This window comes from Belliella filtrata (assembly GCF_022549775.1).
Taxonomy (GTDB): Bacteria; Bacteroidota; Bacteroidia; order Cytophagales; family Cyclobacteriaceae; genus Belliella; species Belliella filtrata.
On sequence record NZ_JAKZGP010000008.1, the window covers coordinates 1 to 12819 of the forward strand.

Genomic DNA, 12819 nt, shown 5'->3' on the forward strand with positions numbered 1-12819 from the left:
TTCAAATCCAACAATGGAGCTGAAAACTTCTGTGTTATAAGATCCGTCGTGGATACCCTGATCAAACGTTCGGGAAATATCTTAGAAAATCTAAATCATATAGCTAATTTACAACCTGAGTAGTTACCATCAATTTAATACCTCATTAATGCCCTTTAAAAATTATAACCAATAGATTTAATGTAAATAATAGGAACCCAAAGAGTCAATTGGTAGAAACATTCTGATAAATTTAATTTACGAAGGTAAACTGTTAACATTATGAAAAGGCCAATCTGTATCATACTCTTCACATTCGTCTTTTTTTGTATTGATTCAACTTACGCAATCAATCCAGAAAGGGAATATATACGAACACCAGCTACAGAGAATTGGAATTACCAACAACTTGATATTCAAACATCAGATGGCTTTTGTCTAAACTCATGGATTTATGAGGCAAATCCAGAAACTGACAAGAATACTGTGTTGATTTTGGCTTATCCAGATGCTGGAAATATGTCTTACTTTGTTTATCATTCTATAATTCTGGCACATGCTGGCTATACAGTAGTCACGTTTGATTACAGAGGATTTGGGGAAAGTCAAGATTTCGAAATCCGTAAGGAGTTGCTTTATTATAACGAGTTTGCTTTAGACCTAGAAGCTGTTATAGCACTGTTTCAAAGAGATTTGCAAATAATAAACTTGGAGTTTGGGGAATGTCGATGGGTACGATAGTATCAGTAATGGCCTTTCCCCATATAAAAAATCAAGTCGATTTTATTATTGGAGATAGTTTCGTTACCGATCCAGCGGAGATTGTGGACTATTACAAAGTTCAAGGTAAAGAAATTCTGCTTCCTAGAGGTAACCAGACTTTTCGATCAGCCTTAGAATCTATTGATTGTCCCATTTTGATTTTGGCAGCAAAGGACGATGCAATTACTACCTATTCGTCAGCTATGGAGATGAAGGAGAAGCTTGGTGAAAACTGTCAAGTCGTTTTATATGAAGGAGGTCACCTGACTGGGTTTCAGGTAAATTATGAAAGCAAGGGTTTTGGTGGGTGGTTTTTGATTCAGGTAGAGGGGTTTTTGGTAACTTTTGAAAATGGCTGAAAGGAGAACCATCTCTTTATAAAGTCAATATTTTTGCTTATAATACAGTGTAGCAAAAGGAGGGAAGCTTGTGGCTTACAGGTTAAATGAAGACCATCTCCTAAAGGGGGAAAATCTTCTTTATGTTTAATATTTTCAACCTTAAAATTTGAATTAGCCAATACCTAACTCATTCTAAACCATGACCAACCTCAATAAAAAAGACAAATACCTCGGCTGCATATTAGGAGGGCTATTGGTGATGCTTTGGGTGCGCCAATCGAGTTTTTGAATTATGAATCTATCATCAGCAAGTATGGGGCTTCAGGAGTTCAGGATTATGTGGAGCATCCTGATGGAAAAGGAGAGTTTACCGATGATACTCAGATGTTGCTATTTACAGCGGAGGGATTGTTGAGAGCGCGGCATAGGGCTGAATTAAAAGGTATAGGTGGTGCACAAACTCAGATTACCCACCAATCTTATCTTAGGTGGCTGCATACTCAAGGTGTGGACGTGACTGAGTCTACCAAAGCATATGGATTCATGGAAGGTTGGCTAGTTCAGAGAAAGGAACTCTACAAAAGAAGAGACCCTGGAGCTACTTGCATTCATGCTTTGAAATCAAATAAGATGGGCTCTCTAGAAGTTTCAAACAATGATAGCAAAGGATGTGGGACAGTAATGAGAGTTGCTCCCGTGGGCTTGATTTTTAACCACAACAGGAAAATAGCTTTTGAAGAAGGAGTGAAAATTTCAGCCATTACGCATGGACATCCTTCTGGTTATTTGAGTGGAGGGCTATTGGCTTCTATCATCGCTGACCTATCACAAGGGTTGGATTTGAAAGCATCAATTTCAAATGGCCTTCGGATCCTCAAAAAGTGGAATGGACACGAGGAAGTTTATGATAAAGTTAGCAAAGCTAGATCTCTTCATAAGCAATACAAAAATAAAAATATCGATCAAGTAGCTATAAGTACAATTGGTGAAGGTTGGGTAGCAGAGGAGGCGCTTGCGATTGCTTTACTTTGTGCCTTACACTATCCAAACAACTTCAAAAGTGCCGTACTTACATCAATCAATCATGGAGGAGATTCGGATAGTACTGGTGCTATCACGGGTAATATCGTGGGGCTTATGGTTGGTCAGGAGCAAATACCACATGACTGGCAAGATAAGTTGATGCACAAAGATATTGTGGAAGAAATTGGGATTGACCTTAACGTAGGTTGTAAAAGTAACTATAGCTATGATGATTAGGAGTGGCATGGGAAGTATCCAGGATATTGAAAAATCCATATTTCATTTTTTAGGCGTGGTATTTTGAGTTTAGTGCTATTTTTTAATGTGTGAACTTGAGAATTTGGATAGTTTATCACATTTTCTAATCAAATTAAACCCATATTCACAAGTTTGGCTACTCAAAACGAACCAATATCTACATTATCAGCACTTTTCGAGCGTATTAATTTGAAGTGAAAATTGTTACTCATATATTTAAAGATAATTTAACATGGATTTACATCAAGCTTAGCGTTTTAATTTGGAAAAGGATTACTATATAGAGTCAAATGTTTGGAATAGATTTTTGAAAGGAGATCAAGATGCATTCAAAAAAATATACCTTGACCATGTTGATAGCTTGGTAATGTATGGCTTGCTTTTTTGCAAAGACAAGTTCAAAGTAGAAGATGCTATTCATGATGTGTTTGTCGAGTTGCATGCCAGAAGAGCTAACTTATCTGAAAATATCAATATCAAATTTTATCTTTTCGCTTGTCTCAGAAGACAGTTGAAATCAATCCTTAATAGTAATGCAATCTTAGATTTCAAGGATACAAATTGCAAGAGCTTTGAAATCGAGGATCTTCAATTTGACCCGCTGATCCACAATGAGGAGCAAAAGATCATGGTTTTCAAGCTTGCAGAAGCTATTAACCAATTGAGTAGAAAGAAAAAGGAAATTATCTACCTTCATTATATTCAAGACCTGTCCTATGCTGACATCAGTATTTTGCTAGGAATTTCTCTTACTTCATGTCGTACCCTAATGTACAGAGCTATCAAAGATATCCGGTCCAACTTTGAATCTGATACGGTTGTTTCAGAGAATATTGATTTCAGGTTATTGAAAAGTGGAATACAACTGAGCCTTTTCATAGCTGCTCTTTTGAATTAAGCTTATTTCACATTTGAGATAAACCGCCAACTGTGCTTTCATGATTATTCAAAGGCGCTTTTTAATTGATTTTAACTTGCAGGTTTCCAGGTTTTTATAACATATTTTTGAATTTCATAAGATTTTTTGTCTATGCAAGGGTATAAATTCCCTCTATATAAGTGAAGCCTTACTATATCGCTTCCAGGGATATCTCAGCAAAATGACAGAAAATAAGGATCAGGAAAACAGCAAAAATTTCAAAGACCAATTTGGTAAATTTTTGACTAAGGCTTTTAGGATTTCTACTGGAGGGACAATTTCTTCAGAGAAGAAAGAGCTCCTTTTTGAAAGAATCATTGACTCTACAAATCAACGAAAAGATGATGCCAGAAAACTTTCAGCCATTTGGCTAAAGTATGCGGCGGTATTTATAGGCCTTTTATTGGTCGCAGGAAGCACTTATTTTAGTTTGTATCCACCGTCAGATGGGTTGAATTTTTCTAGGATGCTAGGAGAGTTGAACCTAGAGGATTTTGACCAAGCCCAGCTTATTATCAATGATGAAGAGTCCATTTTGCTCGAAGGAGAGGCATCTGTGATTGATTATCAAAATGCAGCTGTGGTAGTCAATGAAAAGGAAGCGACGTCTTCCAAACTGGGAGAGTACAACACCTTGATTATTCCTTATGGGAAAAGATCGCAAGTTTCACTTCCTGATGGTAGCAAGGTTTACCTGAATTCAGGTTCAAAGATGGTTTATCCGACAGCTTTTGCTAGCAATCGACATATCTACTTGGAAGGGGAGGCATACTTTGAGGTGTTCAAGGATGAGGCCAATCCATTTACTGTGAAGACTAAGGATCTCAACTACCGAGTTCTTGGGACATCCTTCAATGTGAATGCTTATGACAACAATGACTTTTCCATGGCGGTATTGGTCACCGGTAGTATAGAGGTGAAGCCCGAAAGGGCATCATTTTTCAAATCGGATAAAAAAATACTTAAACCCAATCAGCAACTGAATTGGAGCAAGGATGAAAAGACTTTTGAGGTCAATGAAGTAAATGTAGAACCATATGTGAGTTGGAAAGATGGCTATTTGATTTTTGAAGAGCAATCCATAAAAGAAATCAGCAAGAGACTTGAGAAACTTTATAATGTAGAGATTTTGATCAAGAGTAAATTACTAGAAAAAGAAACCTTCACTGGAAGGTTGGATTTGAAAACAGACATTGAGCAAGTTCTTGGGACTATCGCTTCTACGTCTGGCGTATCTATATCTAAAAAAGGAAGGAGGTATGAGTTCACCAAGGGAATTTAAGATTTAAAAAAAAATCGGAAAGTGCTGCAACACCTTCCGACCAATGCACTACCCCTGCAAGGGTAGCTTTAATTAATGTAACACATCAATATTACAAAGTTATGAAAAAAAAGTTTTCAACAGGTATTCCCATACCCTCTGGGAAATACTATCTCAAATTGATTTTGTGTATGAAACTGATTACTGGATTATTGCTCTTTGGAATGATGAATGTATCCGCCCACACATTCTCACAAAGCAAGCTGGTAAGTATGGAGCTCAACCAAGCTAGTCTCAAAGAGTTTTTTGACAACGTACAGAATCAAACAGAGTACCTATTCTTCTATCAGGATAAGTTGATCAAGTCAAATCAAGGCAGTAGCATTACAATGCATGTCAAGGATAAGCCTCTAGATCAGGTGCTTACTGAGGTATTGGGGGCTCGAAATTTGGCCTATCAAATATCGGGAAGGCAAATAGCTGTAGTCTCCTCAAAGAAACCGACTTCAAGCACTTTTTCTCCAATCAATAAAATCGAAATCGATGATAGGAGAATAAGTGGTACTGTCACTGATGAAAGTGGTGAGCCACTTCCTGGCGTTTCTATTTTGATAAGAGGTACATCCAAAGGGACTACTACAGACCTAGATGGGAAGTTTAGCATAGAAGTCTCTGATAATGCCACATTGATATTTCAATTTCTGGGCTTTAGAAGAGAGGAAGTTGTTGTAGGAAACAGGTCAGAGCTATCCATTTCCCTCAAGTCAGAGGTATCAAATCTGAATGAGTTTGTGGTCACTGGATACGTAGTGCAAGAAAAGCGAGCAGTTACAGGTTCCATGTCTTCTGTAAGTGGTTCTGATATAGAAAATTTACCTGTTGGATCATTTGACAAAGCGCTTCAAGGTAGAGCAGCTGGTGTTTTGGTTCAATCATCTTCTGGTGTCCCTGGAGGTCAAGTGAATATTAACATCAGGGGACAAGGGTCTATTACGGCTGGAAATCAACCATTGTACATCGTAGATGGAGTACAGCTCAACAGTGAAAGTGTAAGTACCAACAGAACAGAGAACAACCCCTTGGCTTTTCTTAATCCAAACGATATTGAGTCCATGGAGATTTTGAAAGATGCAGCAGCAGCATCAATCTATGGTGCTCAAGCAGCAAATGGTGTAGTCCTTATCACCACTAAAAAAGGTAAGTCTGGTAAAACAAGGTTCAATTTAAACTACTACAAAGGGATTACTGAACCAATGCCTAAAATGCAGATGATGAATTCCCAGCAATTCATAGATGCAAGGATGGAGGCTATGTCAAACAGATTCCCAACAAGGACTCCAGAGACAATCAGAACGGGTGTACTGAATGATCTCAGGCTACCAACTGATCTCACAGACGCTCAAATTGCAGCATTGCCGACTTATGATTGGCAAGATATAGGATTCAGAACGGGTGTAGTGGATAACCTTGACTTGACAGCCTCTGGGGGAAATGATAAAACTACCTTTATCATGTCCGGATCATACAATAATCATATCGGAAATGTGGTGGCAATAGATTTTCAAAGAGCCACAGCAAGACTGGGTGTGACCCACAAAGCCAATGAGAGGTTGACATTTGAAATGAATACTAACTTGAGCTCTATCGTACAAAATGGTAATGATGGGGTAGGTACCACAGGGCTTTTTGCAGCACCACAGTTTGCTTCACCGATGATAGTGCCTACAGAGCCATTTAGACTAGAGGATGGTTCATGGAATGCGCCATTGGGAGGATTACCTGGTACCATGAGGTACAATCCTGTCCAAACTGCCGAATACAATACTGCTAGATCAAGACAAAGATCAGTGATAGGGAATTTTACAGCTAGATATAAGATTACTGATGACTTAGAGTTCAAATCCTTTTATGGATTGGATTACAGAATCATTTCGTCAGAGTTTTACATTGACCCAAGGACAGAGGGTGGTTTTGGACGACAAGGTTTTCTTCAAATCGAGACCATGCAAAACACAAACTTTATCACAAACCAAACATTGAACTATAATAAAAAGCTGAATGATAAAAGTAGACTAACAGCCCTAGTTGGTGCAGAATATAGAAGTGATCAAAGAGAAAGAGAAGGAAGTACCGCAGAGGGATTTCCAACGCATCAGTTTAGAAGAATGTCTTCTGCCTCTACACCACTTACTGTATTCGGTACATGGACAGGTTTCAAAAGATTTGGAGTATTTGGTCAGACCAATTTTGAATATGATAGAAAATTCTTTGCTAGCGCCATTCTAAGATATGATGGATCTAGTAGGTTTGGTGCGGACAATCAGTTCGGCCTCTTCCCAGCACTTTCTGTGGGTTGGGATTTCTCTCAGGAGAGTTTCCTTGTAAATTCCCGAAACGTTGATCAGCTGAAGCTTAGATTCGGGTATGGCCAGACAGGAAATGACCAAATTGGTAATTTTGCCGCTAGAGGATTGTATGGAGGTGCTGGTAACTATGCAGGCAATCCAGGTATACAGCCTGGGGGAATTGCCAATGTTGACCTCGGATGGGAAAGAAACATTACATACAATCTTGGTATTGACTACTCTTTCTTCGAGAGCAGACTCTATGGTGCTGTTGAAGTTTTTCATAGAACGAGCAAAGACTTGCTGCTTGGTCAGCCATTACCATGGATTTCTGGATATGGAAATATCACAAGCAATATCGGTGAAGTCGTCAACAAGGGTATCGAAATAGAAATAGCTGCTGATGTGATCAGAAACAAAGATTTTTTATGGAGAAGTAGCTTTAATATCACCTTCTTGGATAATGAAGTAACGAGGTTGTTTGATGACTTGGACGTGCTTCCTGGTAATCAGTCCGTGCGAGTTGGTTATCCTTTGCGAACCAATTTTGAAGCTGCTTATGCTGGTGTCAATTCCGCTACTGGTAGACCGATGTGGTATGATGCCAATGGAGATATTACTTACAATCCATTAAATCCGGGAGATTATCAGATTTTCGGTAGTGAGTTGTCCAATTATTTCGGAGGATGGTCCAATTCATTCACATACAAAAACCTATCGCTTGATGTATTCTTCACTTACGATATGGGAAGAGAGTATTACAACAATGCAAATGTGGGGTGGTACAGAAATGGATTTGGTATTAGGAATGCCTTGGAAAGTGTATACTTAGAAAGGTGGACAGAGCCAGGTCAAATCACACCACACCCTAGACCATTTGAAGGAGGTGCCGAAACCAATGGAGCATCTTACATCAGAACATCAAGTAGATTTTTGGAAGATGCTTCATTTATCAGGTTGAAGCAAGTTACACTTGGATATGATTTCAGTCCGCGTCTTGTAAACAAGCTTAAGTTAACCAATGCAAGAATTTATGCCCAGGCAGTGAATCTATTGACTTGGACTGCATGGACTGGCTATGATCCAGAGTTTTACTTAGATGGAAGTGATTTTACTAGCAATCAGGGTGTTGTCCCTCAGACTAGAAATTACACGATAGGGATACAGATTGGATTTTAAAAAATGGACATCATGAAAAAATTAAATACATACCTGGTTTTGTTTCTATTGATCACTTTTGCTGCATGTGAAAGTTTTGTAGAAACAAACCCTCAACAAAGTATAGATGCAGATGAAGCCTTGACTAGCCCAGAGGCAGTAAGGGCTGCGACAAATTCCGTCTTTTCAAGACTGCGAGCTATCAGCCAATACGGAAGGGATATGATCGCCATACCTGAAGTGTTGACAGACAATTCAATTCAGGCTGGAACAGGAATCAGACTTACAGGTGAAGCCAATAACCAACCAGGAGCTCATATCAACAATTGGCAAAATTCTTACTATGCTATTAACGAGGCCAATTTAGTACTAAGAGCACTGGAAGAAAATGAATTTTCAGTAGATTTCAGAAATGAAATTGAAGGTCAAATCCGATTTTTGCTAGGATTGTATTATCACAACTTAGCGCGTGTTTATGCCTACGATCCTACGGCTATCATTCCTGAAAATGACCGTGGTGGAGTCCCCTTATTGATGACTGGGATAAGAAATGTGAACGAAATAGTCCTAGCTGGAAGAGCTCCTATCAGCGAAGTATATGAGTATATCTATGAGAATCTCGAAATGGCTTATGCTTTACTTGAGGGAGCGAATACCCAGACACCTCATTATGCCTCACATGGAGCTGCTGCCGCACTTCTTTCAAGAGTAGCATTGTATAATGGTGACTATCAAAAAGTAATCACAGAAGCTGATAAGGCACTTGCTTCTGGTGTAGGGACATTTGTTACAGGAGACAATTACTTCTCATCATGGAGACAAGAGGTTCACCCTGAATCAGTCTTTGAAGTGGTATTCATGACCAATGAAAATCTTGGACAAAATGAATCACTTAGGGCCACATTTACCACGAGATTCAATGATCAGACCACAACGGCTACCTCTCAAGGTCTTGCTGTATTCAGTCCAGAATTGCTAGATCTCTATGCTGAAGAGGATGTAAGAAGATCGATTATTTATAGAGGACTAGGAATGAACAGCGGCGTCTTTGAGACTACCAAGTTCTTTAGCCGAGGTGGTATCAACAACTTAGACAATGTACCGGTAATTCGTGTTTCTGAACTTTATTTGAACAAAGCCGAAGCACATGCGAGGTTAGGGCAAACAGAAGAAGCAAATGAAAACTTGAATATCATCAGGCAAAGAGCCGGATTACAAGAGGTAGCGCTTGAAGGTGATGATTTGATTGAAGAAATCTTGACTCAAAGAAGGCTTGAGTTTTCATTTGAAGGCCATAGATCTTTTGATTTGAAAAGACTTGGACTTGATATCGTCAAGGAGTTTGGAACCATACCTTTCGAAGATTTTAGAACACTGGCTAGAATTCCTATCAGAGAAGTTGATATCAATCCGAACCTAGAACAAAATCCTGGCTATTAACCCTAAAACAGATACAAAAATGAAAAATTTCAAATATATCATTTTCCTGATCTTATGTAGCCTTACAACTACAGCTTGCTTCGAAGTTTACGAAGAGAGGTATTCCTTTACAGATAAATTGGTTGAGTTTCAAAATGCTGTAGTCACGAATAATGCTACAGGAAGAAACTATCCCTTGATTAATCAGCGAACAGTGGGCACAGTAAGCTATCAAGTTAACTTGATCGGTGGCCATATGGCTCAAGATCAAGAGATCAGTTACCGTATTTTGGAAGAAGAAAGTAATGCCGAGAGTGGTGTCCACTACAGCATTGCCAATGCGGGAACATTTACCATTCCAGCCAACTCAAGTTTTGGATACATCGAAGTTGAGCGGTTGGCTTTTGAAAGACCTGGCTCTACCAATTTTATCCTAGTGCTAGAATTAGAAGGGAATGAAAATGTGGCACCAAGCAATAACCACATGAGAATCGGAATATCTCTATAATCTCAATTCAAGGCTGTCCCATACATGTATAATCACATGTTCAACATTTAGACGTACTGCAGGTCTTGTTTTCTATAGTTTTGACCGTTTGTAAGCTATTGAAAGTAAAAACACCTGTATTTGAACTGTGCTGAATGATTTGGAAATCAACTCAAAATATGGAGGCAGCCTTGATTTTAACCTTACTTAATTTATGAAACCTGTATCTTACTTTATCCTATTAGCCTTAACAGTTTCTGCCCATTTTCAGATATATGCCCAAGAAAAAGAAATGTCCAAAAGCTTAGAAAGCTTTACTCAAATGGGTTGGTCTGAGCATGATAAGCACTTGATCGATAGCATGGCCAATACCATGGATAGAATCAATAGCTTAATTATAGTCAAGAATGATACCATGGTTTATGAGAGTTACTTCAATGGCTTTGATCCAAATACAGACTACAGCAATATCAAATCAGGATCAAAAAGTATCCTAAATATCCTTGTCGGTATCGCAGTACAAGAAGGATATATCAAGTCTATCGACCAGACAGTATATGATTTTCTTCCAGAATACTTCAAAGAAGAAATGGATCCTCGAAAAAAGCAAATTTCGATTCGCCATTTGATGACCATGCAATCAGGTCTTGAACCCACTAGCTTGGACAAGTATTCCGCATGGGTTTCAAGTGAAGATTGGGTAGCCTATGCGCTTGAGTTACCACTAGAGGAAGACCCAGGGACTTTGTATGGTTACAGTACTGGAGACACTCATCTTTTAGGAGTGGTTTTGGCAAAAGCCGTGGGGACTTCAGCTTTGGAGTTTGCTCAAAAGCACCTTTTTTCTCCTATGGATATCCATGTGGATCAATGGACTGCAGATCCGATGGGGTATCATGAAGGCGGAAATAATATCTTCATCAAACCTGCTGACTATGCTAAAATTGGTGTAATGATCAAGCATGGAGGAAAATACCTTGACAAGCAAATTATCAACAAAGAATGGCTTGATGATAGTGTTAACTTTAAAGTGACTCCGCAAGGGATTTCTAGGCCATTTCCTATTGATGGCTATGGTTATTTGTGGTGGTTGATAGAGGCTTCTGGATACAAGACTTACTGTGGGATTGGCTTTGGTGGTCAATATATGATGACAATTCCAGAGCTTGACATGATCATTGTCTTAACTTCCAAATACAGGGGAAGTGCACCTTCACAGCATTTTACAGATATCGCTACTTTGATCAATGAATTCATTTTAGCACCATACACGAAATAGAAGTGAGATGAAAAAAAATATATCCCATTTAAAATACACTATTCCATTTGTAATTTCCCTTTCTTTCGGGTGTGGTGAAATTCAAAAGAGCCATAATCAAGAGCTTGAGGAGGTTTCGGCTATTGAGCATGCCATTCTTTCTGATAGAGAGAGTTTTTATTATATCGACACAGAGGCATATCAGATTGATGCAGACCTTCCGATAGGTTTTTTTGATTCAGGTACTGGAGGCCTTACCATTCTAAACTCAGTGATGGAATCTGACAAGTTTCACAATCAATCACATGAGCTGGATGCAGACGGAATTCTAGATTTTGAAAGTGAAAAATTCATTTACCTCGCAGATCAAGCAAATATGCCATATGGTAATTATTATGCTGCAAACAATTCCGAATTGTTGCTCGAGCACATTATCAAAGATGCTCAATTTCTTTTGGCCAAGAAATTCTACGTAGAGCAAAAAGCTGACGAGGTCAAGCAATCCAAAGAGCCTATCAAAGCCATGGTGATCGCTTGCAACACAGCCACTGCCTATGGAAAGGAATCTTTGGTAGATTTCATGCAAAAGGCCAATATACCGCTTAAAGTGATCGGTGTAATAGATGCAGGAGCAAAAGGCGCTTTGGAGAAATTTGAAGAAAATGAAGATGGGTCTATTGCGGTTTTTGCTACCGTGGGAACTATCGCGTCTAAAGGCTATGAAAACACGATCATGAAATACAAAGAAGAGATGGGCGTTCAGGGAGATATCCAAGTTTTCAATCAAGGTGGGCATGGTCTTGCAGAAGCTGTAGATCAAGAAGCTGACTACATTTCTTCAACATCTCAAAATCCCCGTGGCAATTACAGAGGACCAAGCCTTGAGCACCCTGATTTCCCTATACATAAAACACTTCTTGATGTGTACAATTTCGATTTTGATCATGGGAAAATGCTTTGTGACAATTCGAACATTGATGATTGCGATATCATGCAAATCAATAGTACAGAGAATTATGTGAGATATCATCTAGTCAGTATGATGGAGAAGATAAAGTCAAGTCAAAACCCACAGCCGCTGAAAGTGATTTTACTTGGTTGTACACACTACCCATATCTACAAAGTGAGATGAGGAAAGTTATAGCTGAACTTTATGATTTCAAAGATGCAGATGGGTACAGGTACAGAGACTTGATGGACGAAGATATCCAGATGGTGGATCCAGCAGACAATGTAGCCATAGAGCTTTATCAATTTTTAGCAGATAATGACCTGCTGAGCAAAAAGGGTGATTTTTCAAAAAGTGAATTTTACATCAGTGTTCCCAATTTGGACAACCCAAATGTAAAAGTTGAAAATAGCTTGAACTTTACATATGAATACAAGTATGGCAGAATCGCTGAGGAGATTCAGGAGTATGTTAAGGTGGTTCCATTTTCCAAGGAAAATATTGCAGAAGATACATACCAGAGACTTGAACAATCTGTGCCTACAGTATTTCAGGCAATTAGAAGTTTTCATCAAAAGAATGAGAAGTTAGTAGACCTATCACCAGCCAGCATGTTGCCATGAAAATTATCTTTAAATCAACTCTGCTTATAATATTGG

The 12819-nt window shown here is 38.8% G+C and carries 10 protein-coding genes; all 10 read left to right on the forward strand.

What is annotated here, in order from left to right; genetic code table 11:
* The first annotated feature begins 261 nt into the window (after positions 1–261).
* The 10 genes from MM239_RS04935 to MM239_RS04980 all read left to right on the forward strand — a co-directional run bounded on the left by MM239_RS04935 (position 262) and on the right by MM239_RS04980 (position 12783).
* On the forward strand, positions 262–720 hold the full coding sequence (locus MM239_RS04935; RefSeq protein WP_241347094.1) for an alpha/beta hydrolase family protein: 459 nt from the start codon (positions 262–264) through the stop codon (positions 718–720).
* Positions 708–1100: an alpha/beta hydrolase gene (locus MM239_RS04940; RefSeq protein ID WP_241347095.1), complete on the forward strand. Its 393-nt coding sequence runs from the start codon at positions 708–710 to the stop codon at positions 1098–1100. The genes MM239_RS04935 and MM239_RS04940 overlap by 13 nt, the downstream gene beginning before the upstream one ends.
* Positions 1101–1334: 234 nt before the next feature.
* Positions 1335–2342, forward strand: a complete 1008-nt coding sequence (locus tag MM239_RS04945) for an ADP-ribosylglycohydrolase family protein (RefSeq protein WP_317235616.1) — start codon at positions 1335–1337, stop codon at positions 2340–2342.
* A 283-nt stretch (positions 2343–2625) separates the two neighbouring features.
* Entirely contained in the window at positions 2626–3261 is a 636-nt protein-coding gene (locus tag MM239_RS04950; protein ID WP_241347097.1) for an RNA polymerase sigma factor, read from the forward strand.
* Between the two features lie 202 nt (positions 3262–3463).
* On the forward strand, positions 3464–4564 hold the full coding sequence (locus tag MM239_RS04955) for a FecR family protein (protein ID WP_241347098.1): 1101 nt from the start codon (positions 3464–3466) through the stop codon (positions 4562–4564).
* A gap of 170 nt (positions 4565–4734) precedes the next feature.
* The gene (locus MM239_RS04960) at positions 4735–8067 is read left to right on the forward strand and encodes a TonB-dependent receptor (protein ID WP_241347099.1); all 3333 of its coding nucleotides are present in this window, start codon (positions 4735–4737) and stop codon (positions 8065–8067) included.
* A 12-nt stretch (positions 8068–8079) separates the two neighbouring features.
* Complete coding sequence (locus tag MM239_RS04965; protein ID WP_241347100.1) at positions 8080–9486, forward strand: RagB/SusD family nutrient uptake outer membrane protein; 1407 nt, start codon at positions 8080–8082, stop codon at positions 9484–9486.
* Positions 9487–9505: 19 nt separating this feature from the next.
* A complete protein-coding gene (locus MM239_RS04970) occupies positions 9506–9973 on the forward strand; it encodes a DUF4843 domain-containing protein (RefSeq protein ID WP_241347101.1) in 468 nt (155 codons plus the stop codon).
* Between the two features lie 193 nt (positions 9974–10166).
* Positions 10167–11231: a serine hydrolase domain-containing protein gene (locus tag MM239_RS04975; RefSeq protein ID WP_241347102.1), complete on the forward strand. Its 1065-nt coding sequence runs from the start codon at positions 10167–10169 to the stop codon at positions 11229–11231.
* A gap of 7 nt (positions 11232–11238) precedes the next feature.
* Positions 11239–12783, forward strand: a complete 1545-nt coding sequence (locus MM239_RS04980) for a glutamate racemase (RefSeq protein ID WP_241347103.1) — start codon at positions 11239–11241, stop codon at positions 12781–12783.
* The last annotated feature ends 36 nt before the right edge of the window (positions 12784–12819 follow it).

Bases quoted from the DNA above. Each gene is read 5' to 3' on its own strand.
- MM239_RS04975 (WP_241347102.1), top strand. From the start codon at position 10,167: ATGAAACCTGTATCTTACTTTATCCTATTAGCCTTAACAGTTTCTGCC.
- MM239_RS04970 (WP_241347101.1), top strand. From the start codon at position 9,506: ATGAAAAATTTCAAATATATCATTTTCCTGATCTTATGTAGCCTTACA.
- MM239_RS04965 (WP_241347100.1), top strand. From the start codon at position 8,080: ATGAAAAAATTAAATACATACCTGGTTTTGTTTCTATTGATCACTTTT.
- MM239_RS04935 (WP_241347094.1), top strand. From the start codon at position 262: ATGAAAAGGCCAATCTGTATCATACTCTTCACATTCGTCTTTTTTTGT.
- MM239_RS04960 (WP_241347099.1), top strand. From the start codon at position 4,735: ATGAAACTGATTACTGGATTATTGCTCTTTGGAATGATGAATGTATCC.
- MM239_RS04955 (WP_241347098.1), top strand. From the start codon at position 3,464: ATGACAGAAAATAAGGATCAGGAAAACAGCAAAAATTTCAAAGACCAA.
- MM239_RS04940 (WP_241347095.1), top strand. From the start codon at position 708: ATGGGTACGATAGTATCAGTAATGGCCTTTCCCCATATAAAAAATCAA.
- MM239_RS04980 (WP_241347103.1), top strand. From the start codon at position 11,239: ATGAAAAAAAATATATCCCATTTAAAATACACTATTCCATTTGTAATT.